General features: G+C 62.8%; 21 protein-coding genes and 1 riboswitch. Of the genes, 13 read left to right on the top strand and 8 right to left on the bottom strand.

Annotated elements, in window-relative coordinates:
• Position 1: 1 nt before the first annotated feature.
• Positions 2-2,026, bottom strand: a complete 2,025-nt coding sequence (locus tag GU3_RS11095; RefSeq protein ID WP_014292630.1) for a TonB-dependent receptor — start codon at positions 2,024-2,026, stop codon at positions 2-4.
• 97 nt (positions 2,027-2,123) lie between these two features.
• Positions 2,124-2,227, bottom strand: a riboswitch (TPP riboswitch).
• A 220-nt stretch (positions 2,228-2,447) separates the two neighbouring features.
• On the opposite strand from GU3_RS11095, the gene GU3_RS11090 reads away from it, so the two are divergent.
• From GU3_RS11090 to GU3_RS11080, 3 genes are read left to right on the top strand one after another with little or no spacing between them, the layout of a single operon-like run.
• Entirely contained in the window at positions 2,448-2,882 is a 435-nt protein-coding gene (locus tag GU3_RS11090) for a DsrE family protein (protein WP_014292629.1), read from the top strand.
• A gap of 14 nt (positions 2,883-2,896) precedes the next feature.
• Positions 2,897-3,445: a rhodanese-like domain-containing protein gene (locus GU3_RS11085; protein WP_014292628.1), complete on the top strand. Its 549-nt coding sequence runs from the start codon at positions 2,897-2,899 to the stop codon at positions 3,443-3,445.
• Positions 3,446-3,468: 23 nt separating this feature from the next.
• Positions 3,469-4,437 (top strand): ribonuclease Z, encoded by a 969-nt coding sequence (locus tag GU3_RS11080; protein WP_014292627.1) that lies wholly within the window; start codon positions 3,469-3,471, stop codon positions 4,435-4,437.
• A 6-nt stretch (positions 4,438-4,443) separates the two neighbouring features.
• Here GU3_RS11080 and GU3_RS11075 read toward each other — a convergent pair whose 3' ends face one another.
• On the bottom strand, positions 4,444-5,121 hold the full coding sequence (locus tag GU3_RS11075) for a heavy metal response regulator transcription factor (RefSeq protein WP_014292626.1): 678 nt from the start codon (positions 5,119-5,121) through the stop codon (positions 4,444-4,446).
• Between the two features lie 182 nt (positions 5,122-5,303).
• On the opposite strand from GU3_RS11075, the gene GU3_RS11070 reads away from it, so the two are divergent.
• From GU3_RS11070 to GU3_RS11060, 3 genes are read left to right on the top strand one after another with little or no spacing between them, the layout of a single operon-like run.
• Positions 5,304-7,112 carry a copper resistance system multicopper oxidase gene (locus tag GU3_RS11070; RefSeq protein WP_014292625.1) on the top strand — a complete coding sequence of 603 codons (1,809 nt, stop codon included), beginning with the start codon at positions 5,304-5,306 and terminating at the stop codon, positions 7,110-7,112.
• A gap of 14 nt (positions 7,113-7,126) precedes the next feature.
• Positions 7,127-7,951, top strand: a complete 825-nt coding sequence (locus tag GU3_RS11065) for a copper resistance protein B (protein WP_014292624.1) — start codon at positions 7,127-7,129, stop codon at positions 7,949-7,951.
• A gap of 38 nt (positions 7,952-7,989) precedes the next feature.
• Positions 7,990-8,478 (top strand): plastocyanin/azurin family copper-binding protein, encoded by a 489-nt coding sequence (locus GU3_RS11060; RefSeq protein ID WP_041543146.1) that lies wholly within the window; start codon positions 7,990-7,992, stop codon positions 8,476-8,478.
• A 39-nt stretch (positions 8,479-8,517) separates the two neighbouring features.
• Here GU3_RS11060 and GU3_RS11055 read toward each other — a convergent pair whose 3' ends face one another.
• On the bottom strand, positions 8,518-9,930 hold the full coding sequence (locus tag GU3_RS11055; protein WP_014292622.1) for a heavy metal sensor histidine kinase: 1,413 nt from the start codon (positions 9,928-9,930) through the stop codon (positions 8,518-8,520).
• Between the two features lie 45 nt (positions 9,931-9,975).
• Positions 9,976-10,656 carry a type 1 glutamine amidotransferase domain-containing protein gene (locus GU3_RS11050; RefSeq protein ID WP_014292621.1) on the bottom strand — a complete coding sequence of 227 codons (681 nt, stop codon included), beginning with the start codon at positions 10,654-10,656 and terminating at the stop codon, positions 9,976-9,978.
• Positions 10,657-11,202: 546 nt separating this feature from the next.
• On the opposite strand from GU3_RS11050, the gene GU3_RS11045 reads away from it, so the two are divergent.
• From GU3_RS11045 to GU3_RS11015, 7 genes are all read left to right on the top strand, one after another.
• Positions 11,203-11,919 (top strand): outer membrane protein OmpK, encoded by a 717-nt coding sequence (locus tag GU3_RS11045; protein WP_014292620.1) that lies wholly within the window; start codon positions 11,203-11,205, stop codon positions 11,917-11,919.
• Between the two features lie 205 nt (positions 11,920-12,124).
• A complete protein-coding gene (locus GU3_RS11040) occupies positions 12,125-13,249 on the top strand; it encodes an efflux RND transporter periplasmic adaptor subunit (RefSeq protein ID WP_014292619.1) in 1,125 nt (374 codons plus the stop codon).
• Positions 13,249-16,350: an efflux RND transporter permease subunit gene (locus GU3_RS11035; protein WP_014292618.1), complete on the top strand. Its 3,102-nt coding sequence runs from the start codon at positions 13,249-13,251 to the stop codon at positions 16,348-16,350. The genes GU3_RS11040 and GU3_RS11035 overlap by 1 nt, the downstream gene beginning before the upstream one ends.
• A 91-nt stretch (positions 16,351-16,441) precedes the next feature.
• The gene (locus tag GU3_RS11030) at positions 16,442-16,765 is read left to right on the top strand and encodes a cupin domain-containing protein (protein ID WP_014292617.1); all 324 of its coding nucleotides are present in this window, start codon (positions 16,442-16,444) and stop codon (positions 16,763-16,765) included.
• Positions 16,766-16,776: 11 nt separating this feature from the next.
• Positions 16,777-17,277, top strand: coding sequence for a GNAT family N-acetyltransferase (locus GU3_RS11025; RefSeq protein ID WP_041543144.1), 501 nt, complete (start codon positions 16,777-16,779; stop codon positions 17,275-17,277).
• Positions 17,278-17,287: 10 nt separating this feature from the next.
• On the top strand, positions 17,288-18,367 hold the full coding sequence (locus GU3_RS11020) for a nitronate monooxygenase family protein (protein ID WP_014292615.1): 1,080 nt from the start codon (positions 17,288-17,290) through the stop codon (positions 18,365-18,367).
• Positions 18,354-19,199 carry an AraC family transcriptional regulator gene (locus tag GU3_RS11015; RefSeq protein WP_202798257.1) on the top strand — a complete coding sequence of 282 codons (846 nt, stop codon included), beginning with the start codon at positions 18,354-18,356 and terminating at the stop codon, positions 19,197-19,199. The genes GU3_RS11020 and GU3_RS11015 overlap by 14 nt, the downstream gene beginning before the upstream one ends.
• On the opposite strand, the gene GU3_RS11010 is transcribed toward GU3_RS11015, so the two are convergent.
• The 4 genes from GU3_RS11010 to GU3_RS10995 form a co-directional block, all read right to left on the bottom strand.
• Positions 19,181-19,771, bottom strand: a complete 591-nt coding sequence (locus tag GU3_RS11010; protein WP_014292613.1) for a LysE family translocator — start codon at positions 19,769-19,771, stop codon at positions 19,181-19,183. The genes GU3_RS11015 and GU3_RS11010 overlap by 19 nt on opposite strands.
• A 111-nt stretch (positions 19,772-19,882) precedes the next feature.
• Positions 19,883-20,362, bottom strand: coding sequence for a DUF3299 domain-containing protein (locus GU3_RS11005; RefSeq protein WP_014292612.1), 480 nt, complete (start codon positions 20,360-20,362; stop codon positions 19,883-19,885).
• A complete protein-coding gene (locus GU3_RS11000; RefSeq protein ID WP_041543139.1) occupies positions 20,359-21,606 on the bottom strand; it encodes an FtsX-like permease family protein in 1,248 nt (415 codons plus the stop codon). Before GU3_RS11000 ends, GU3_RS11005 begins: the two co-directional genes overlap by 4 nt.
• Positions 21,587-22,285 carry an ATP-binding cassette domain-containing protein gene (locus tag GU3_RS10995; RefSeq protein ID WP_014292610.1) on the bottom strand — a complete coding sequence of 233 codons (699 nt, stop codon included), beginning with the start codon at positions 22,283-22,285 and terminating at the stop codon, positions 21,587-21,589. Before GU3_RS10995 ends, GU3_RS11000 begins: the two co-directional genes overlap by 20 nt.

The raw sequence follows: 22,285 nt of genomic DNA, 5'->3' as shown, positions 1-22,285 counted from the left end.
GTTAAAACATCAAGCGGGTGGTCACCCCAAACAGGCGGGGAGCGCCCAGCTGAATGTAGTCTTCGGTGACGTAGCCCTTGCGCGGGTCGTTGCCGAACTGGAAGCCGCGCACGGCGTAATCCTCGTCGGTCAGGTTACGGCCCCACAGGGTAATGCTCCAGTGGTCCCGCTGGTAGCCGAAACGGGCATGGAGCAGGGCGTAGGCGTCGGACCGGGCGTCGTGGCTGTCGGAAAAGTAGAACGTGTCCTTGCCTTCCACATCCAGGCCGGTGAACCAGCCGCTGCCGAGGTCGAGGCTGGCGCCCAGGGCAAACTGGTATTCCGGGGCGTGGGCGGCGTCGCGGCCGTCAAAGTAGGCACCGGCCTCTTCCAGCCGAGTGTCCAGCAACCCCAGGCTGCCGTAGATCTCGAGAGCGGCGCTGGCCTGCCACTGGGCCTGGGCTTCCAGGCCGTAGCTGTAGGCGCGCTCGGCGTTGGCGGTGTAGTCGATGTAGTCGGTGGAATTGTCGGGGCGCAGCACGTTACGGTAGGCGCTGATCTGGGCGTCATCCCGCTGCTGGAAGAACAGGGCCACCTGAGTGTGCAGGGTGTCGTCCAGCAGGCTATGCTTGCCGCCGATTTCGTAGTTCCACAGGGTTTCGGCATCAAAGTCACGCAGCTCGTTGGGCAGGTTGCCAGTGGCGTTGTAGCCGCCGACCTTGTAGCCCCTGGAGATCAGGGCGTAATACATCTGGCTGTCGTCCACCTGGTATTCGAGCGCGACCCGGCCGCCCCAGAGCATGTCGACGGGATCGCTGCCGTTGCCGTCACTGTCGCTGTATTGGGTGCGATCCTGCTCCACCCGCAGGCCGTTGATCAGGGTCAGCTTGTCGGTCAGTACGGTTTCCAGCTCGCCGTAAGTGGCCATCCGGTTGGCTTCATACTCGCTGGTGAAACCGGCGGGCAGGTAGGTGTAGTGACGGGTCAGATCCGAGCTGCGGTGGAAGAAGTAAATGCCGCCGGTCCAGGCGGTGCGGCCGTCGAACAGGGCGGACTCTTCGGTGGAGATAAAGCGCACGTCGGCGGTGGCACCGCGCTCGTCCCGTTGGTAGTTGTCGGTGGCGCTGTAGCCGCCGAGGCCGGGATTGGCCCAGTCCACGTCGTAGCCGTATTCCAGCTCGCTTAGGTTCACCGCCAGCGAGGTTTGCAGGGTATAGGCGCTGTGGCCATACCAGCTGGCGGTGCCCGACAGGGCCAGGGTTTTCTGGCGATCGTGGCCCGGCTGATCGGATAGGGTATGGCGGCTGTTGTCGAGGGAGAAGGCGTCGTAGCCGTTGTCGATATTGGCGTAGAAAGCGCTCAGATCCAGATCCAGATCCTCGCTGGCCTCGATGCGGAATTTGCTACGCAGCAGGGTCTCGTCAATGTTGTTGGTGTTATCGGTATGGTGATAATCATTGGTGATGAAACCGTCGCTCAGGTTGCGCTGGGCGGCAAGACGATAGCCCACCTTGTTGGTGAGCGGGCCGCCCACCGCCGCGCTCAGGTTGCGGGTGTTGTACTGCCCCAGGGTCAGCTCGGCGTTGCCTTCCGTGGTCTTGGTGGGCTCACTGGCGCGAATGTTAATCAGGCCGGCCAGGGCGTTGGCGCCATACAGGCTGCCCTGAGGGCCGCGCAGCACTTCCACCTGGCGGGCGTCCAGCAGAGTGGCGCCGCCGGCCATGGCGCTCATGTCGATACCGTCCACCACCACACCAACGGACGGGTTGACCACACCGATAAACTGGCTGCGCTCGCCCACACCACGAATTTGATAAAACTTGCCGCGGGAAGCGCCGGCGCTCAGGTTGACGTTGGGGGCCTGGGCCAGCACGTCTTCCAGGTGATCCTTGCCCGGCTGCTCCAGTCTTTCTTCATTCAGCACGCTCACGCTGGCGGCGGTGTCCTGCAGGGTATCTTCCCGAAAGCTCGAGGTCACCAGTACGGGGGCCAGGGTGTAGACGGATTCAGAGTTATCGGCGGCCTGGGCCGGCAGAGCGGCTGCCATGGCCAGGGTTAAGGCAGAGGGGACAACAGGGTTCAGTCTTGGCACTTTATATCTCCATTTCAGTGCGAAGACCCGGTAGCAATACGAGCAGGGCAGGGCGTTGTGAGCTTCCTATTCCTACGCCGGTATCAACCGGATCAGGTTCAAAGGGTTCGCGCACGGCGCATCTCAGGCAATGGGTTGCCACCCCTTAGGATTTGGCCTTGGTTATAAGGCGAGCGGAATTATACGCATTCAGGCATAAAGGTCGACAAGAATCGAGGGTTGGTACTGACGTGCGGTCACGTGTTGACCGAATCCACCTGGACATTGCGACAGCGGCAGTGAGCCATGCTTATGCTTTTTGAATGATGAACCGACTTTACATCTACATAAGAATAATCTTATATTAGTTTTGCCTTAATTAAACGGAGTGCTCATCATGAAAAAAGGAAGAAAAATACTGGCCGCGCTGGCCCTGGGGGCCGGCATCAGTGCCGCGAGTGCCGCTCAGGCGGCAGAGTCAAAGGTCTTGCTGCTGGTCACCAGTGCCGCGCCCCAGGTGCAGGGCATGGCCATGGTGCTGGGCAATGCCATGCAGGAGCAGGGCCGTCAGGTGAAGGTGCTGCTGTGCGACAAGGCCGGGGATCTGGCCATTAACGGATACAGCAGTGCGCCGCTGAAGCCAAACAACGTCACCCCGGAGCAACTGATGAGCAAGCTGCAGCAGGGGGGCGGCAAGGTAAGCGTGTGCGCGCTTTATCTGCCCAACAGCGAATACGACAAGACGGATCTGCGCGAACAGGTAGAGGTCGCCACGCCGGCCGAGATGGCCGCCATGATGACGGCGGACGATGTACGGGTATTCAGCTTCTAAAAAGGAGAGCAACCATGTGGAAAGTACTGACGCCGGCGCTGCTGGCCATGACCCTGGCACTGCCGTCCTGGGCGAGCAGCGACGAACTGGGGCTGAGTGCCCGCCAGGCCTATGAGCAGAACCGCGACAACGATCAGGTGTTGCTGGTGGATGTGCGCGATCCGGTGGAGATCATGTTTGTAGGGGGCACCAACGAGGTGGATGTCAACGTGCCCTATCTGCTGGTGGATCGCAGCCAGTGGGATGAAGACAACCAGCGCTTTCGGTTATACCGCAATCCGCAGTTTATTGAGCAAATCAAGGCGGCCCTGGCCGAGCGCGGCCTGGATGAAACCGCCACCGTCATCACCATGTGCCGCTCCGGCAGCGAGCGGGGCCTGCCCAGCGCCGAATTTTTGCGGGAGCATGGGTTTTCCAACGCCCGTTACGTGGTGCACGGCTTTCAGGGGGATGCCATCAAGGAAGGCGAGCGAACCGGTTTTCGCCTGGTGAATGGCTGGCAGAACGAGGGCTTGCCCTGGAGCCCGCGTCTGAGCCCGGACAAACTGCAGCGGCCACAGTAAGCAGGCTTGCGAGCAAACCCACCATGGAGCTGATTTTTCTGGGCACCTCCTCGGGCACACCCACCAAAACCCGCAGCCTGTCGGCGCTGGCCCTGCGCCGGCACAAGACAAAGTCCTGGCTGCTGGTGGATTGCGGCGAAGGCACCCAGCACCGGCTGCTGCAGGCGCCGCTGTCGCTGCACTGGCTGCAGGCGGTGTGCATCACCCACCTGCACGGGGATCACTGCTACGGCCTGCCGGGCCTGCTGGCCAGCGCCGGGCTGAACGGCCGCACCGCGCCGCTGACCATTGTCGGCCCGGCGGGGCTGCAGGCCTGGATTGAACAGACCGCGGCCATCAGCCAGTTGCAGCTGAACTTTGAGCTGCGCTTTGCGGACGTGAACTCCCTTATCAGCCGCCCGCTGGCGCTGGAAGGATTTGACATCACGGCCACGGCGCTGTCGCACCGGGTGCCCAGTTTTGCCTATGGCTTTACCGAAACACATCTCGCGGGCCGGCTCGACACCCACCGGCTCCTCGCCGATGGCGTGCCCGCCGGGCCGCTGTGGGGGAAACTGCACCGGGGCGAAACCGTCACCCTGAATGATGGCCGGGTGCTGGCGGGGCGGGATTACCAGCTGTCGCCGCCCAGGCCGCGCAAGGTGGTGATCGGCGGCGACAACGACAACCCCGGCTTGCTGGCACAGGCGGTGCAAGGCGCCGATGTGCTGGTGCACGAGGCCACCTACACCCTGGAGGTCGCCAACAAGGTGGGGCCCGAACCGCAACACAGCAGTGCCGCCGCCGTGGCGCAGTTTGCCGAGCAGGCGGGGTTGCCCAATCTGGTGTTGACCCACTTCAGCCCCCGTTACCGGGACGCAGGCAGTGGCCTCACGGTGGCGAGCCTTGAGCGGGAAGCGCGGGCGCACTATTCCGGCCGGCTGTGGATGGCGGAGGATCTGGCCATGTATCGATTAAGTCGGGAAGGGGTATTGAGCCGGTCACAGGAGTAAAGGGCCCTACCTGTCGGTATCCAGGGTGTAGCCCATGCCCCTGATGGTGTGAATAAGCCTGGGTTCAAAACCGTCGTCTATCTTGCTGCGCAGCCGGCGAATGGACACATCAATCACATTGGTGTCGCTGTCAAAGTTCATGTCCCACACCAGGGAGGCGATCAGCGAGCGGGGCAGCACTTCGCCCCGCCGGCGCACCAGCAGCTCCAGCAGGGCAAATTCCTTGTTGGTGAGGTGAATGGGCGTATCGGCCCGACTCGCCAGACGCCGGGGCAGGTCCAGCACCAGATCGGCCACCTGCAGTTTGTGCTCGTCCTGGCGGGGCGCGCCCCGGCGTAGCAGGCTGCGCACCCGGGCCAGCAGCTCGGCAAAGGCAAAGGGCTTGACCAGGTAATCGTCGGCGCCCAACTCCAGGCCACGCACCCTGTCCTCCACGCTGTCCCGGGCGGTTAACAACAGCACCGGCGTGGGCAGACCCTGCTCGCGCAGTGCCGCCACAATGCGCCAGCCGTCCAGACCCGGCAGCATCACATCCATCACCAGCAGATCGTAAGGCTCGGCGCTGGCCTGGTGCAGGCCGTCCAGCCCGTTGCGCACCAGATCTACCACAAAGCCCGCTTCGCGCAGGCCCTTTTGCAGATAATCGCCGGTGCTTTGTTCATCTTCGATGATCAGCAGTTTCATGGGAGGCTCCGTGGGGCTGGAAAGTGGATCATGGCGTATAAGGTTGTCCGGCTCAAGCCCGCCGCGCTCGGCCGTCGCGGTTGTCGTCCGAAGATGACAATTTTGTCATTTTCCCGTCATGTTGGCTTCAGGTGCGCCTTTCTATGCTGTGTTGATGACCACGGGCAATCATAAGGAACCTCATGACACAGCCAAAAAACACGCTCAATCTGCCCCGACGGCGCTTTGTGCAGGGGCTGGCGGCGGGTGGGGTGGCGCTGGGGTTGGCGCCCATGCTGGCTTCTGCCGGGACTGCTGCTCCTGCCACCCGGACCGGCCATGTGCCCACACTGTCCGGTACCGAGTTTGATCTGGTGATCGACGAAACCCCGGTCAACTTCACCGGCAAAGCCCGCATGGCCACCACCATCAACGGCTCCATACCGGCGCCCACCCTGCGCATGCGCGAGGGGGATACCGTTACCATTCGCGTGACCAACCGGCTCAAGGAGCCCACCTCCATTCACTGGCACGGCATTATTCTGCCCTTTGACATGGACGGTGTGCCCGGCATCAGCTTTCCCGGCATCGCGCCCGGCGAGACCTTTATCTATCGCTTTACCCTGGAGCAGAGCGGCACCTACTGGTATCACTCCCACTCGGGCATGCAGGAGCTGACTGGCATGTATGGCGGCCTGATTGTGGAGCCGGCAGACGCCGATCCGATCACCGCCGATCGAGAGCACCTGGTGGTGCTGTCGGACTGGACCGATGAAAATCCCATGCGGGTATTTGGCAAGCTGAAAAACCAGGGCGATTACTACAACTTCAATCAGCCGACGGTGGCGGACTTTTTTCAGGACATGAGCCAGGCTGGCCTGGGCGCGGCGCTGGAAAAGCGGCAAATGTGGAACCAAATGCGCATGAGTCCGAGCGATCTGGCGGACTTGTCTGCCGAGACCCTGACCTACCTGATGAACGGCACCACGCCCGCCGGCAACTGGACCGGCCTGTTCAACCCCGGTGAACGGGTGCGGTTGCGCTTTATCAACGGTGCCGGCAATACCTTTTACGATGTGCGTATTCCCGGGCTGAAACTCACCGTGGTGCAGGCCGATGGCCTGAATGTCGCGCCGGTGGAAGTAGACGAGTTTCGTTTTGGCCCTGGTGAAACCTACGACGTGCTGGTGGAGCCCAGCGCCGAGGCCTACACCCTGTTTGCCCAGGCCATGGACCGTACCGGTTACGCCCGGGGCACCCTGGCTACCCGCAAGGGGCTGAGTGCGGCGGTGCCACCACTGGATGAACCTCAATCCCTGACCATGACCGACATGATGGGCAGCATGGATCACGGCACGATGAGTGGCATGGACCATGGCGCCATGAATGGCACCTCGAACATGCACCAAGGTGCCATGAACGGCATGGCGGGCATGGATCATTCAGCCATGGGGCACGGTGCCATGACGGGCGCCCTGGCAGCGGCCAGCACAGAAGTGCGCCATGCCCGCACCGAATACGGGCCCAGTGTGGATATGCGGGTAGATATGCCACGCACCAATCTGGACGATCCCGGCGTGGGCCTGCGTAACAACGGTCGGCGGGTGCTGACCTTGGCGGATCTGCGCACTCCCGGCGGCCCCATGGATCCCCGTCCGCCCGAGCGGGAAATTGAGCTGCACCTGACCGGCAACATGGAGCGCTACACCTGGTCGTTTGACGGCGTGGAGTTTGGCGGCTCCACGCCCATTCACCTGAGCTATGGCGAACGGGTGCGCATTATTCTGCACAACGACACCATGATGACCCATCCCATGCACCTGCACGGCATGTGGAGCGAGCTGGAAAGCCCGGACGGCGAGTTCCTGTGCCGCCGCCACACCATACCGGTGCAGCCGGCCCAGCGCATCAGCTTTCTGGTCACCGCCGATGCCCTTGGTCGCTGGGCCTGGCATTGTCATCTGATGTTCCATATGGACGCGGGCATGTTCCGCATGGTGGTGGTGTCATGAAAAAGCACACAGCAATGATGAAACCGGTATTGGGCGTGTTGGCGCTGACCGCTTTTCCTGTCTTGGCTCAAATGGATCACGGCGATATGCAAATGCAGGGTGGCCAGCCGCCGGCCGACGCTCGGGATCCTCATGCCTACTCCGGCGGCTTCACCCTGGACGAAGGCCCCTACGCACTGCCCGGGCCCCGCCAGCTGAAACTGGCCGATGAGCACTGGTTTTACGGCGTGCTGGCCGACCGGCTGGAGCGGGTGGATAACGGCGAAGATCAGGCCCTGGCCTATGAACTGGAAGCCTGGGCCGGACTGGATTACGACCGGGTGGTGGTGAAGGCGGAGGGCGACATTGAACAGGGCCGGCTGGCGGAAGCCAGCACCGAGCTGCTGTGGCGCCATGCCCTGACCGGGTTTTGGAACCGCGAGCTGGGAGTGCGCTACGACACCGGTCACGGTCCGGATCAGGGCTGGCTGGCCGCCGGCGTATCCGGACTCGCGCCTTACTGGTTGGAGTTGGAGGCCACCGCCTACCTGGGCGACGACGGCCAGACCGCCCTGGCGCTGGAAGCGGAATATGAGCTGCTGCTGACTCAGCGGCTGGTGCTGCAGCCGGCCATTGAACTTACCGCCTATGGCAGCAACGACGCCGAGCGCGGCCAGGGCCGGGGATTGTCCGAGCTGGTGGCCGGGGCCCGCTTGCGCTACGAGCTAAGTCGGCAGTTTGCGCCCTATGTGGGCTGGGAATGGCAGGCCGCTCTTGGGGACCGCGTGGATCAACTCAGAGCAGAAGATGAGGCCACTCAGGAGAATCGTTGGGTAGCCGGGGTGAGGTTCTGGTTTTAAGCCGCCGACATTATTTTTGGTTAGCAGGAGCACAATTCATGAAAACCACAGTATCCGTTTTAATGCTGGCGCTGTTGCCCGGCCTGGCCCTGGCCGCCGGTGAGCATGGCGGCCATGAGGGCCATAATGCCGCGACCATGCAACAGAATATGCACGGTGTGGGCCGTCCCGGCAAGCCGGCCGAGGTCAGCCGTACCGTTGCGGTAGAGATGAGCGACGACATGCGTTTTACTCCGGCTGCCATTGAGGTGAAGGCGGGGGAAACGGTACGCTTTTTTGTGAAAAATGCTGGCAAGCTTAATCACGAGCTGGTGCTGGGTAACCTGGCCATGCTGAAGGAGCATGCCGACATGATGCGTGAAATGCCGAATATGCAGCACGCCGAACCCAATATGCTGAGCCTCAAGCCTGGTCAGAAAGGGGGGCTTGTCTGGCATTTCGACCAGGCCGGCACCGTGGACTTTGCCTGCTTGATCCCGGGGCACATGGAAGCCGGCATGACCGGGCAAGTTAAGGTTACGCAATAACGTTCAAAATCCACGGTATGGGCGGGAGCCGCAGCGCCGTCATGACATCGACTGAGGCCGGCAGGGCCGGTGAATGGGAAGGTGCATGGTAAAACAGGTTTCCCGCTGATCGGAGTGCACCGACAGGGTGCCGCCGTGGCTGGTCACAATGGCCCGGGCAATGGCCAGGCCCAGGCCGGTGCCCTCGGTCACCGGCTGGCGGGCGTGATCTGCCCGGTAAAACCGGTCAAACAGTCGCGGCCATTCTTCCGGCGGGATGGCGGTGCCCGGGTTGGCCACCGCCAGGCTGACGCCGCCATGGTCGGCCTTCAGGCTAATGTGTACCTTCTGTCCGGGGGGCGTGTAGCGAATGGCATTGGTCAGCAGATTGCTGACTGCCCGCTGCAGCATGGCCCTGTCTCCCCATATCCGCGCCTGGCCCTGGCGTTGCAGCTGTACACGCCGTTCACTGGCCAGGGGCTCGAAAAACTCGATCAGTTCATCCACCTCGTCGGCCAGCTCCAGAGCCACGCACTGCATGGCCAGTTGTCCCTGATCCGATTTGGCCAGAAACAGCATCTCATTGATCATTCTGCTCAAGCGCTCTGCGGCGGCCAGGTTGGCGTAGAGAGCTTCCCGGTAATCATCCGCGCTGCGGGTCTGGCTCAGGGCGACCTGGGTCTGCATCAGCAGGCTGTTAACCGGGGTTCGCAACTCGTGAGCGATGTCGGCAGAAAACGTGGTCAGCCGCTGAAAGGAGTCCTCCAGTCGGTCCAGCATGTCGTTAAAGGCCCGGATTGGACCATGCAGCTCGGTTGGTGCCTTGCTGAGGGGCAGGCGGTGATCCAGCTGGCTGGCGGTCACTTGAGTAGACAGTCTGGCCAGGGAACGCAGGGGCTTGAGCCCGGTGCGGGAGGCCAGCCAGCCCAGCAAGATCGAAATCAGGGCCAGGCCGGCGGTCAGCCAGAGCAGGGCGATATGGATGTCATCAAGAAAATGCTGGTGATAACGGGTGTCCAGTACTACCCGCACCAGCACAGGCTGTTCGAACGGTGGCGGTAAGGCAACCCGCTCGGTGATGCTGCGATAGCGCACCCCGTCAGCCATCCAGCTTTCAGTGCGCGGCAGCGCCTTCACACTGGTCAAGGTCGGCAACGGCGACGGGGTCTTGCGGGTATCCGCCAGCACTTCGCCCTGCAGGCTTTGGATCTGCAAAAAGTGATCACCATAGCCGGACAGGGCATGCTGTAGCCGAGACTCCAGCCGGCGCCAATCGGCAGGGCCGTCTTCCAGCCGGGCCGTGAGCAGGTTTTTCACCAGTATCATCTTGCCCCGCAGATCATCCTCATCCTGGCGGGCAAAGTGCTGCTCCAGTGACTGCACCAGCACCAGGCTCACCAGCCCCCAGATGGCCAGCATGGTGAGGCTGAACATGATGCTCAGGCGGGAGGTAAGAGAAAGGTAACTGCCCATGGCCGGCGCTTCGCTGTGATGGGTGGCAAAGCGCCTACTGTATCGTTAACCCTTTAATGCCGCCAGCAGGGCTTCGGCGGTGGCGCTGGAGGACGCCGGGTTCTGCCCGGTAATGAGCAGGCCGTCGCGCACCACATGGCTGCTCCAGTCCGCGGCCTTGCGGTAATGTCCGCCCTGGCCGGTGAGCATGTCTTCAATGGAAAAGGGCACGATGTCAGACAACCCCACGGCGGCCTCTTCGCTGTTGCTAAAGCCGGTCACGTTTTTACCTTTGACCAGGGGTTCGCCGTCGACGGTTCTGGCATGGCAGAGCACGGCGGGGCCATGGCATACCGCCGCCACCGGTTTGCCGGCGCGGTACAGGTGCTCAATTAGGTGCACGGAGGCGGCATTGCCCGTCAGATCCCACAGCGGGCCGTGGCCGCCGGGGTAAAACACCCCATCAAACTCATCGGCCCTGACGTGTGCCAAAGGGCGGGTATTGTCGAGCGCGGCCATGGCCTCGGCATCGGCCTCAAAGCGGCGGGTGTCGTCGGTCATAAAGTCCGGCGCATGGCTTTTGGGATCCAGCGGTGGCCGGCCGCCCTTGGGGGAGGCCAGGGTAATACGGGCGCCGGCGTCCTTCAGCCGGTAATAGGGGGCGGCCAGCTCCTCCAGCCAGAAGCCGGTGGGCTCGCCGGTGTCGCCCAGTTGATCGTGAGAGGTCAGCACCATCAGAATGTTCATCTTCTCCTCCTTGTGGGGGCCTGTGGGTCAGTCAGCTTAAGTGTAAGAGCAGTGTGATGGTTGCGATCCAAAAAATGACCCCCGCAGCGCGTCATTGCCAGTACAGTCCTGCCGATGGCTGCCTGGTTAGCCGCCGTGTTATCAATCGATACAGAAAAAGCAATTAAGGTGGGGGCCTTCACTTAGTATCTTGCGCTGTGGTTGAGCCGGTAATGACCGAAGGTGACGGCTACCAGTGTGTTCAGCAAATCCGGATGGTATTCCTTTTGATGCCTGATGGCCGGGATATGACGTCCGACATTTAAAGCTAATGGCACGCTGGATACAGAAATAACCCTTTCAAATATTACTCAGGCTCTGGCCAATACGCTCAGTTAAATCACTGTTCCGAATGGTAGCGCATGGCCGGCAGCGTTCGGATTCTGCTAAGCAGACCCTCTGCGCCAGGGAGAATCACGGCGTGTCTGCGTGTGAAGCCCGGTCGATGGGGCCTAATCAGGAACAGCTCTCTGAATCTCATTTTAAATTCACAAGGATGATAATGATATGAAAAGGATGTTCGCGGTCTCTGCCGTGGCGTTGGGTATGACGTTGTCGCAAACGGTTTCGGCAGCATTGCTGTGGCAGGATTTCAGCCTCACCTATGTGAGAGGAGAAAATTATGAACTGATGCCCAGTGACGATGGCTACGTAATAACGGTTGAGCATGCCAGTGGCCACTCCTGGGGTGATACCTATTTCTTCCTCGACCATTATGATTTTGACGGCAAGACCAGTAAATATTTCGAGTTTGCTCCCCGCCTCAGTCTGGGCAAGCTGAGCGGTAATGCGTTGTCATTTGGTCCCATCAAGGACGTGCTGATAGCCAGCAACTGGGAGTCCGGGGAAGGTTTTGATAACTACATGTACGGTATTGGCATATCCCTCGACGTACCCGGCTTCAACTATGTCGATGTGAACCTGTACAAGGTCGAAAACGATCTCTGGGAGGATGATGAGATGATGACGCTGGTCTGGGCTTATCCCTTCTCCATCGGCAGTGCGGAGTTCCTGTACGACGGCTTTGTGGATTGGTCTACGGCTCAGGATGACCACGCCGCCGAAATGAACTTTACGTCCCAGCTGAAATGGAATGTCGGCAAGCATTTCGGCTTGAAAGCGCCGCTGTATATCGGGATGGAATACGCACTTTGGAATAACAAGTTCGGTGTCGATGGTGTAGACGAGCGCAATCCGGGTCTGCTGGTAAGGTGGCACTTTTAAGCAGCCCGATTGCTGCCGGCCTTGAATACGAAACAGACAGATGCTGTCAAACCGGGCGGGGAGCTCAGCTGCCCCGCCCGGTTTTGTGTATTGGACGCCGGTGATGCCATACCGCCGTGGGGCCTTTTGTTATCAGGTGGAGCGGGGTGACGGCGCTTGCAACTAGACTTTACCCTAGTCATTGCTTGTTCACCGGGAGAAAAGAATGCGCTCACGCCTTGCCTGGAGCCTGGCCGGACTGCTGGCGCTGCTGCCCATCGTGGTCCTGGTGGTGCTGATCAAGTTCGCCCAGTTCAGCGCCATGGCCGATGCCGCCGAACACATGACCCTGCCGCCGGAGCGGGTGAACGCGGTGGCAGTGCGGGAATATCACTGGCAGCCGGAGGTGAACGCCGTGGGCTCGGTGACGGCGGTGCAGGGAGCGGTGCTGCGTACCGAGGCCGAGGGCGTGGTAGCCGAGGTGGCCTTTGAGGCGGGCGCCAGCGTCAAGGCCGGTGAGGTATTGTTGCGCCTGAACGACGACATTGAGCGCGCGCAGCTGAGTGAGGCCAGCGCCGCCGCCGAGCTGGCCCGGGTTAGCTATCAACGGGCGCGGGCATTGCGCCAGCGGGGCAGCCTGGCCCAGGGGGATCTCGACGAGGCGCAAAGCCGCTACCGTCAGGCCAGCGCCCGCCGGCAGCTGATTGAGGCGCAAATCGCCAGGAAGGCCCTGCGGGCGCCCTTTGCCGGGCAACTGGGCATTCGCCGCATCAGCCCGGGGCAGTTTCTGGACAAGGGCAGCGCCGTGGTGTCGCTGCAAAGCCTGGATCCGGTGCTAGTGGACTTTTCCCTGCCCCAGCAGCGGCTGGCAGGGCTGAGCCAGGGGTTGCCGGTGGCGGTGTCCGCCGACGCCTGGCCCGGTCGCCGCTTTGAAGGGGAAGTCAGCGCGGTGGATCCCGAGCTGGACCCTGCCACCCGCAGCGTGCGGGTGCAGGCCAGCCTGGCCAACCCTCAGGGGCAGCTGCGTCCGGGCATGTTTGTGCAGCTGACGCTGACCCGGCCCGAGGCCGAAACCCTGCTGCTGGTGCCGCTCACCGCCATTGTTCACGGCCCGGACGGCGACGCCGTGCTGCTGATTGAGCCCGGCGAGGGGGAGGCGAAGGTGCTGCGCCGCCAGCCGGTGCGCCTGGGTCGGCGGCTGGGAGACTTTGTGGCGGTGAGCGAAGGCCTGAGCGCAGGCCAGCAGGTGGTCTCCACCGGGGTGTTCAAGCTGTTCCCGGGCATGGCGGTGGTGATCGACAACCGGCTGGCGCCGGCGTTTTCCCTCGATCCTCAACCGGATAACGGCTGATGCTCGCCTTTACCGATATCTTCGTGCGCCGCCCCGTGCTGGCCCTGGTGGTCAGCCTGTTGATCCTGATCGCCGGGGCTCAGGCCTGGTGGTCGCTCAGCGTGCGCCAGTATCCCGAGAGTGAAAACGCGTCGGTGATCGTGGCCACTCCCTATGTGGGCGCCAGCGCCGAAGTGGTGCGCGGCTTTGTCACCACCGCCATCGAGGGGGCCATCGCGTCCGCCGACGGCATTGATTACGTGGAGTCGAAAAGCCTGCTGGGACTGTCGCTGGTGACCGCCCGGCTCAAGCTTAACTACGAGCCCACCCGGGCGCTGGCGGACATTACCGCCAAGGTCAACGAGGTGCGCAACCAGCTGCCCGCCGAGGCCGAGGTACCGGCCATCAGCGTGCAGTCGGCGGACTCCGAGTTTGCCGCCGCCTACCTGAGCTTTTCCTCGGAAAATCTTTCTCAGAGCGAGATCACCGACTACCTGGTGCGGGTGGTGCAGCCCCGGCTTTCGGCCCTGGCGGGGGTACAGCGGGCCGAGATTTTCGGCGCCCGTACCTTTGCCATGCGGGTGTGGCTGCAGCCCGAGCGGCTGGCGGCGCTGGGCATCAGCCCTGCCGAGGTCAGCCAGGCCCTGGCCGCCAACAACTTTTTGTCGGCGGTGGGCAGCACCCAGGGGGCCCTGGTGCGGGTGTACCTCACCGCCAACACCGATCTGCACAGCGCCGAGCAGTTTCGCCACCTGGTGATCCGGGCCAGTGGCGATACCCTGGTGCGGCTGGAAGACGTGGCCCGGGTGGAGCTGGGCGCCGAAGATTACGACACCGAGGTGAGCTTCAACGGTCAGAATGCGGTGTTTATGGGGATTTTTCCCCTGCCCAACACCAATGTGATCGAGGTCATCGCCGGGGTGCGCGCCGATCTCGAGGGTCTGAAGGCGGATCTGCCCCAGGGGATGGCGGCGGAGATCGGCTACGACGCCTCGGAATACGTGGATAACGCCATTCGCGAAGTGGTGGGCACCCTGGCCGAGACGTTGCTGATTGTGATCGGGGTGATTTTTCTGTTCCTCGGCTCCTGGCGCTCGGTGCTGGTGCCGGTGGTGGCCATTCCGGTGTCCCTGGTGGGCGCCATTTTCCTGATGCAGCTGTTCGGCTTTACCCTCAACCTGTTGACCCTGCTGGCCATTGTACTGTCGGTGGGGCTGGTGGTGGACGATGCCATCGTCATGGTGGAAAACGTCGAGCGGCACCTGCGGGAAGGACGTACCCCCAAAGAGGCGGCGCTCATTGGTGCCCGGGAGCTGATGGGTCCGGTGATCGCCATGACCCTGACCCTGGCGGCGGTGTACATTCCCATCGGCCTGCAGGGCGGACTCACCGGCTCGCTGTTTCGAGAATTTGCCCTGACCCTGGCCGGGGCCGTGACCATCTCCGGGCTGGTGGCGCTGACTCTGTCGCCCACCATGAGTGCGGTGCTGCTGCGCAGTGCCGAGCGCGAGAAGCGGGGCTTTACCGGCAGAGTGAACCACGCCTTTGACCGGCTGCGGCTGGCCTACGGTCGCTGGCTGGCGCGGGTGCTGGCCCGGCGCACGGCGGTGTATGTGCTCTGGGGCGGCCTGGGACTGCTGGTGGTGCCCATGTATTTGTTCTCTCCCCGGGAGCTGGCGCCGCTGGAGGATCAGGGCTTTATGTTCGGCATCATCAACAACGCCGCCAACGCCTCGGCGGATCAGAAGGCGCACTTCGGCCGGGCCGCCGAGCGGGTGTTTCTGAATGCGCCGGAGCGGGCGCTGACCTTTCAGATTTTGCTGTCGCCCTCGGATCCCTTCGCCGCCGCGCTGGGGGTGGGGGGCTTCAGCGGCATGGTGGTCAAGCCCTGGAATGAGCGGACACGCAGCATTCGGGAAATGGTGCCGGAAATTCAGGCGGGCATGAACGCCATTCCCGGGTTGCAGGTGTTTGTGGCCCAGCCGCCAGCACTGCCCGGGGGCAGTAACTTTCCGGTGGAATTTATTATCGCCTCCACCGATGAGCCCGCCGAGATGTTGGCCTATGCGCAACAACTACAGCAGGCAGCGGCCCAAAGCGGGCTGTTTTATTTTCCACCGGAGATCGATCTGAAAATCGATCAGCCTCAAGCCGAAATCGTGCTCGACTACCAGAAGCTGGCGGCCTTGGGGCTCACTCAACGGCAGGTGGGGCTGGATCTGGGGGCGGCGCTCGGCGGCAACTATGTCAACCGCTTCAATATCGACGGCCGGGCCTACAAGGTGATCCCGCAACTGGTGCGCCGCGACCGGCTCAACCCGGAGCAGCTGGGCGATATTTACCTGCGCGGACCACAAGGGCAGCTGGTGCCGCTGTCGGCCATCGCCACGCTCGACAACAGCACGGTGCCGCGTTCGCTGAACCGTTTTCAGCAGCTCAACGCCATCAAGCTGTCGGGCATGACCGGCCGGCTGGACGAAGGCCTGGCGGTGCTGGAAGACGCGGCCCGCGAGTTGCTGCCGGCGGACTACAGCATCAATTACACCGGCGAGTCACGCCAGCTGCGCACCGAGGGTGGCAAGTTCCTGCCGGCGCTGGGCCTCGCCATCGTCATGATTTTTCTGGTGCTGGCGGTGCAGTTCAATTCCTTTCGCGACCCTCTGGTGATCCTGCTGGGCTCGGTGCCGCTGGCCATGTTCGGGGCGCTGATTTTTACCGTGCTGAAAATGCCCAACCCGGATCTGCCGTTCTGGACCGACGGCTGGACCACCACCCTGAACATTTATGCCCAGGTGGGGCTGGTCACTTTGGTGGGGTTGATTGCCAAAAATGGCATTCTGATCGTGGAGTTTGCCAACAAGCTGCAGCAGCAGGGGCTGGCCAAGGCCGAGGCCATTGAACAGGCGGCCATGACCCGGCTGCGCCCGGTGCTGATGACCTCGGCGGCCACGGTGGCGGGGCATTTTCCGCTCATTCTGGTGGACGGTCCGGGGGCGGCGGCGCGCAATTCCATCGGTCTGGTGCTGGTGGGGGGCATGGCCGTGGGGACCTTTTTCACCCTGTTTGTGGTGCCTTCGCTGTATTTGCTGCTGGCGCGCCGCCATGGGCAGCAGGCGGCATAACGGATGAGGGCAGCGCATGGTCCGAGTGCATCATGGCGCCGTTACTTGCTACCATCATGGGCTGAATGACTCGACTCGACACTCACGCATCATGCACAACCTGTTTCAGGATCTGCCGGCCAAGCTTGCCGGCGAGCAATTCGACGAACTGCTGGCCACGCCTCATGTGCGCATCGAGCGCATTGTTTCTCACGGCCATACCTCGCCGGCCGAGGGCTGGTACGATCAGAGCGAAGATGAATGGGTGCTGGTGCTCACCGGCAGCGGTACCCTGGCCTTTGCAGACGGTCGCCGGCAGCGGCTTGAGCCCGGCGATCACCTTTATATTCCCGCTCATCAAAAACACCGGGTGTGCCATACCGCCCCCGATGAGTTCACCATCTGGCTGGCGGTGTTTGTGCCGCCGGCAACCTGAGGAGTATGTCCATGTTGGCCACAACACCACCAGCGGCCGTGATGATCACGCCCATTACCCCGCAGGATGATGCCGCCATCTGCCGAATTATTCTGAAGGTGGGCGCCGAATTCGGCGCCGTGGGCGAGGGCTTTGGACCCGGCGACGACGAAGTGCGCTGCATGAGCCGCCATTACCGGCTTGAGGCGAAAAGCCGTTATTTCGTTGCCCGGCTCAATGGCGAGGTCGTTGGCGGCGCCGGCATTGCCCCGCTGGGTGAAATGTGCGAGCTGAGAAAGCTGTTTTTACTGCCTGCCGCCCGTGGCCACGGCATTGGCCGCCGGCTGGCCGAGGCCTGCCTGGCGTTTGCCGGGGAACAAGGGTTTTCCGCCTGTTATCTTGATACCCTGGGCACCATGACCGCTGCCATCGGGCTCTATGAAAGCCTGGGGTTTCGCCACCTCGACGCGCCCCTGATGGCCTCGGAGCACGGCGGCTGCGATGTGTGGATGCTAAAAGACCTTCATCAATAAGGAAGTGTGTATGTCAGCTCAACATGTCTTTTTGCAACAAGCAGGAATACGCTATCCCATTATCCAGGCCCCCATGGCGGGGGTTTCCACGCCGGCGCTGGCGGCGGCGGTGTCCAATGCCGGGGGCCTGGGCTCCCTGGGGCTGGGGGCCAGCTCGGTGGCGGATGCCCGCCGCCAGATTGAGCAGACACAACAACTGACCGACAGGCCGTTCAATGTGAATGTGTTCTGTCATGCGCCGGCCCGGCGCGATGCCGCCACGGAGGCGGCCTGGCTGGACTACCTGCGCCCGCTGTTTTCCGAGCAGGGGGCGGCGGTGCCCGTACGGCTGGAAGAAATCTACTCCAGCTTCAATCACAGCGAATCCATGCAGGCATTGCTGATCGAGCTGCGCCCGGCCGTGGTCAGCTTTCATTTTGGTCTGCCTCCCGCCCACCTGCTTGAGCGGCTGCACAGCGCCGGTGTGCTGACCCTGGCCAGTGCCACCTGCCCGGAAGAAGCCAGGCAAATCGAAGCCGCCGGCATTCACGGGGTGGTTGCTCAGGGCATTGAGGCCGGCGGTCACAGGGGCATGTTTGACCCCGACGCCCCCGACAGCCAACTGAGTACCGCCGAGCTGGTGCGTGTGCTGGTGGCGGAATGCCGGCCGCCGGTGATTGCCGCCGGGGGCATCATGGATGGCGCCGACATACGGGCCATGCTGGCGCTGGGCGCGGCGGCGGTGCAGCTGGGCACGGCCTTTGTGGCCTGTCCGGAGTCGGCGGCCAGTGAGACGTACCGGCAACGGCTGTTAACCGCGGGCGCGGGACAAACCCGGTTGACCGCAACCTTGTCCGGGCGCCCGGCCCGGGGGTTGCTGAACCGGTTTATCCACCATGCCGAGGCACCGGGGGCGCCCGTGCCTCCCGACTATCCGCTGGCCTATGACGCCGCCAAACAGCTGCACGGCGCCGCCGCCCGGCGCGGTTGCGAAGACTTCGCCGCTCACTGGGCCGGCATGGCCGTGGCCCGTGCCCGCGCGCTGCCGGCCGCCGAGCTGATGGCCAGGTTGATGGAAGAAGCCGAAGAGGCGGTCCATGGCATACGCTAAGATGCCGTCATCCCGGCCCGATACCAGACCGGTGTTCTGGCGGGATCCGCGTATGCCCCAGGTGGAATTGCGTCACATTGATGACGGGCGCAGTATCGGCTATGCGCCACATAGCCATGCCCAATGGTCGCTGGGTGCCATCACCGCCGGTGAAAGCACCTTTTTTTATCGTCGGGAGCAGCATCTGGTAGGCGCCGGTGATCTGGTATTGATGAACCCGGACTGGGTGCATGCCTGCAATCCCGTCGAAGGCAAGCCCTGGGCCTACTTCATGATGTATGTGGATGCCGGTTGGCTGGCCCGGCTGCGTTTTGACGCCGGCCTGCTGCCCGATGAACAGTGGCGGGACCTGGCCACCGCCGTGATTGGCGAACGGCACTGGTTTGAGGAATACCGGCGGCTGGCGGCCTGTTTGCTGGCACCGAACCGGCCCTTGCTGCAGAAGCAGACGGCCCTGGTGGAGTACTTGACGGGGCTGATGCAATCCCTGTCGGGGCAACCGGCACCACGTTCGGCGCCGGTGCCGGCACGGTTGCAGCGGTTGGCCGGCCATCTTGATGCCCATTGCCTTGAGGAGGTGTCGCTTGATGATTTGTGTGCCCTCAGCGGCTACAGTGCCGGTCATCTGGTGCGTGGGTTCAGACAGCATTTCGGCATTACTCCCCATGCTTACCTTGTTAACCGGCGGATTCAGCTTGGCCAGCGCCAACTGAAGGCCGGCATGCCCATCGCCGAGGTGGCTCTCAATATGGGCTTTTCCGATCAGGCCCATTTTCAGCGTGTCTTCAAGCGGCTGGTGGCGGCCACGCCGGCTCAGTATCGCAGCAAGTAAAGGCAACTGGCGGCAAGTAGCAGTGCCAGCAGTCGGTTCAGCAGAACCAGCCAGCGGGTATTGTGCAGGTGGCGGCGCAGTCTGCTGCCAAGCCACAGCCAGCAGGCCAGCGAACACCAGCAGATCGGCAGATAGAGCAGGGCGAACAGCCCGATCTGGTTCAGGCCGCCATCGGTATAGGCAGCGATACCCGAAGCCGATGCCAGCCAGGCCTTGGGGTTGAGCCATTGCATCAGGGCGCCGGCCAGCAGGCCGGGTGCCTGCCCAGATCCCGGCATGGGCAGGGAGCCGGAGGCGGTGGCCAGCCGAAGGCTCATATACAGTAAAAACCCGATACCGGCCCAGTGCAGAGTTCGCATCAGGGCGGGGTGGGCCTGCAGCAGCCCATAGAGTCCCAGGCCGATGGCCATGAACAACACCACGAATCCCAATGTGGCGCCGGTGACAAAGCGCAGGCCGCGTTGTGGTGGTTGATGCAGACCACTGCCCAGGCACACCAGGTTAACGGGGCCGGGGGAAATCGACGCCGCCAGGGCAAACATCGACATGGGTAAAATCAGGGAAAGGGTCATGAATACTCCCGTGCAGTATTGGTTGAAAGACACGGGCAGTGTGCAAGAGAAAGAGGCGCAAAGATTGAATGAAATTGATATGAGGACAGCCGGGGCCGGGCCCCGGCGCCTTTATAGATCGTAAGGCTCTACCGAAACGCCTTCCAGCGAGTAGGCGGCGTCGGCAATGTCATGGCTGGCACTTACCGTGCTCAGGGTGCCGGTTACCCAGACCGCATCCCACAGATCATCCACCTTGGCTCCCTTGGGGTAGTTGACGTAAACAATCTGGTTGGTGGGCGGCGGCGGCACATGAATGCAGGCGCCGAAATAGGGTACCAGGAAAAACTGGGTGATGGTTTTGCTGTCGCCCTCCAGGGGCACCACAAAGCCGGGCAAGCGTATCTTTTTGCCGTTCAGCCCTGCGACCACCTTGCCCACCGGCTGGCCCGGAATGGCAAATTCATCCTCGTGATCCACCTCGGGAAAGGGAGGCGGGTTGAGCTGCTCTTCCAGCGGGATCAGATCATTCCAGTCGGTGAGCTGGTAATCATCGGCCAGGGCGGGACCGGCGAGCAGCGCCAGCCCCAGAAAGGTATGCAAAAGTTTCACTGTCGAATGCTCATTCCGTCGTTGAGTGAATAGCGAAAGGCCTGGGCTGCCGGCAGCAGGCCGGTGACGATGCCCGCCAGCCAAATGGCCGCCAGCAAGCGCCATTCCTCGTATGAGGGCAGGCCAACAGACAGCCGCAGGCCGTAGTGTGCCTGCAGCAGTGGTGCCGACACCATCAGCGCAGCATAAAGCAGGGCCATGCCAAGCGCCATACCCAGCAGCGTCAGCAGGGCTGCCTCCAGGGTGAGCAGGCCGAACAGATGCCGCGGGCCGGCCCCCAGGGAGCGCAGAATGGCCAGCTCCCGGCGCCGGGCCGAGAGCCCGGCCAGCAGCGTGGTCAGCATGCCCAGCAGGCCGGCCACCACCACGAACAGGGCGATCAGCGCGATGGCCTGTTCTGCCAGGCTCATCATGCCCCACAGCTCATGCAGGGCTGCGCCGGGCAGGATGGCGGACAGCGGCTCCGCCCGGTAGTTGTTGATGCTGCGCTGCAGGCCAAAGGCCAATACGCGGTTTTCCAGCCCCACCAGAAAGGCGGTGATGGCGGCGGGCTCCAGGCGGGCGGCCAGCGCCTGCTCAGGAGTTAACTGCTGCGTCTGACGGCCGCTTTGCCAGCCCAGATGAATGGCTTCAAGCCCGTCCAGGCGCACATGCACGGTTCTGTCTACCGGGGTGCCGGTGGGCGCCAGAATACCCACCAGGGTAAAGGGCAGATCCTCGTGCAGGCTGAACGAGGTGTTGCCGGCGCCATGGGCAATCACCAGCTCATCTCCCGGCGTATAGCCGAGCCGGCGCGCCACCTCGGCACCGATCACCGCCTCAAAGGTGTCGGCAAAGGGACGACCCTCGGCAAATGCCAGGGGTTGCTGCTGGCCATAGGCGTAATGGCGAAAATAGTCTTCACTGGTGCCCAGTACCCGGTAGCCCTGGTGGGAGTCGCCCAGCGACAACGGCACCGTCCAGGCCACGCCTTGCTGGTTTTTAATGCGCTGGTAGGATGCCCAGCTGATGTTGTTGGTGGGGTTGCCGATGCGAAACACCGAATACAGCAACAGGTTGATCTGCCCGGAACGGGCACCCACGATAAGATCCGTGCCCGAGATGGTGCGGGCAAAGCTGTCCTTCAGCTCGCTCTGCACCTTGTGTACCCCCACCAGCAACACCACGCTGATGGCGATGGCCAGCACCGTCAGGCCGGCGGTCAGCCGGCGGGCCCACAGGCTGTTAAAGGCCAGGCTCAGCATGCTTGGCTCCGTTCAGTTGGTTGAGAGACAGCGCCCGGGAAAACAGGGGCTCCAGGGCGGCATCGTGACTGACAAACACCAGGCCGCTGCCGGCGTGTTCGCATTCGGCAAACAGCAGTTGCATAAAGGCGGCGCGGCTGTCGGCATCCAGCGCCGAGGTCGGCTCGTCGGCAATCACCAGGGCGGGCCGGCCAATCAGCGCCCGGGCTGCGGCAACCCGCTGCTGCTGGCCAATGCTGAGCCGGTGCACCGGTTGCTGCCACAGGGAGGCGGGCAGTTGCAGGGCGGTCAGCAGGCGTTCGGCTTCGTTTACGGGCGAGGTCTGCAGACGCTGGCGCTTATGGCGGGAGAAGATCAGCGCCGAGGTCACGTTGTCAATCACCGAGAGGTAGGGCAGCAGATTGAACTGCTGGAAAATATAGCCCAGGTGATCGGCACGAAACCGATCCCGCCTCCTGGCCGACAGCCGGGCCAGATCCTGCCCGAGGATCTCAAGCGAGCCCCGGGCCGGGGTATGAATGCCGGCCAGCAGGCCGAGCAGGGTACTCTTGCCGCTGCCGCTCGGCCCCTTGATGAACAGGCGTTCGCCGGGGGCCAGGGTCAGCTCCTCCATGTTGAGCAGGGCAGGCTGCCCCGGCCAGGCGAAGGCCAGATGATGAATGGATACCAGCGGGGTCAT

Origin of the sequence: Oceanimonas sp. GK1 (assembly GCF_000243075.1) — a bacterium.
Classification (GTDB): domain Bacteria; phylum Pseudomonadota; class Gammaproteobacteria; order Enterobacterales; family Aeromonadaceae; genus Oceanimonas.
Note: the sequence above shows the minus strand (reverse complement) of the source record. Positions and strands in the feature narration are given on the sequence as shown.

What these genes read in the sequence shown, in the direction of transcription:
- GU3_RS11025 (WP_041543144.1), top strand. Translation starts at nt 16,777, where the DNA reads ATGTTGGCCACAACACCACCAGCGGCCGTGATGATCACGCCCATTACC.
- GU3_RS11065 (WP_014292624.1), top strand. Translation starts at nt 7,127, where the DNA reads ATGATGAAACCGGTATTGGGCGTGTTGGCGCTGACCGCTTTTCCTGTC.
- GU3_RS11070 (WP_014292625.1), top strand. Translation starts at nt 5,304, where the DNA reads ATGACACAGCCAAAAAACACGCTCAATCTGCCCCGACGGCGCTTTGTG.
- GU3_RS11055 (WP_014292622.1), bottom strand. Translation starts at nt 9,930, where the DNA reads ATGGGCAGTTACCTTTCTCTTACCTCCCGCCTGAGCATCATGTTCAGC.
- GU3_RS10995 (WP_014292610.1), bottom strand. Translation starts at nt 22,285, where the DNA reads ATGACCCCGCTGGTATCCATTCATCATCTGGCCTTCGCCTGGCCGGGG.
- GU3_RS11050 (WP_014292621.1), bottom strand. Translation starts at nt 10,656, where the DNA reads ATGAACATTCTGATGGTGCTGACCTCTCACGATCAACTGGGCGACACC.
- GU3_RS11010 (WP_014292613.1), bottom strand. Translation starts at nt 19,771, where the DNA reads ATGACCCTTTCCCTGATTTTACCCATGTCGATGTTTGCCCTGGCGGCG.
- GU3_RS11095 (WP_014292630.1), bottom strand. Translation starts at nt 2,026, where the DNA reads ATGGCAGCCGCTCTGCCGGCCCAGGCCGCCGATAACTCTGAATCCGTC.
- GU3_RS11060 (WP_041543146.1), top strand. Translation starts at nt 7,990, where the DNA reads ATGAAAACCACAGTATCCGTTTTAATGCTGGCGCTGTTGCCCGGCCTG.
- GU3_RS11075 (WP_014292626.1), bottom strand. Translation starts at nt 5,121, where the DNA reads ATGAAACTGCTGATCATCGAAGATGAACAAAGCACCGGCGATTATCTG.
- GU3_RS11080 (WP_014292627.1), top strand. Translation starts at nt 3,469, where the DNA reads ATGGAGCTGATTTTTCTGGGCACCTCCTCGGGCACACCCACCAAAACC.
- GU3_RS11030 (WP_014292617.1), top strand. Translation starts at nt 16,442, where the DNA reads ATGCACAACCTGTTTCAGGATCTGCCGGCCAAGCTTGCCGGCGAGCAA.
- GU3_RS11015 (WP_202798257.1), top strand. Translation starts at nt 18,354, where the DNA reads ATGGCATACGCTAAGATGCCGTCATCCCGGCCCGATACCAGACCGGTG.
- GU3_RS11020 (WP_014292615.1), top strand. Translation starts at nt 17,288, where the DNA reads ATGTCAGCTCAACATGTCTTTTTGCAACAAGCAGGAATACGCTATCCC.
- GU3_RS11040 (WP_014292619.1), top strand. Translation starts at nt 12,125, where the DNA reads ATGCGCTCACGCCTTGCCTGGAGCCTGGCCGGACTGCTGGCGCTGCTG.
- GU3_RS11090 (WP_014292629.1), top strand. Translation starts at nt 2,448, where the DNA reads ATGAAAAAAGGAAGAAAAATACTGGCCGCGCTGGCCCTGGGGGCCGGC.
- GU3_RS11045 (WP_014292620.1), top strand. Translation starts at nt 11,203, where the DNA reads ATGAAAAGGATGTTCGCGGTCTCTGCCGTGGCGTTGGGTATGACGTTG.
- GU3_RS11035 (WP_014292618.1), top strand. Translation starts at nt 13,249, where the DNA reads ATGCTCGCCTTTACCGATATCTTCGTGCGCCGCCCCGTGCTGGCCCTG.
- GU3_RS11085 (WP_014292628.1), top strand. Translation starts at nt 2,897, where the DNA reads ATGTGGAAAGTACTGACGCCGGCGCTGCTGGCCATGACCCTGGCACTG.
- GU3_RS11000 (WP_041543139.1), bottom strand. Translation starts at nt 21,606, where the DNA reads ATGCTGAGCCTGGCCTTTAACAGCCTGTGGGCCCGCCGGCTGACCGCC.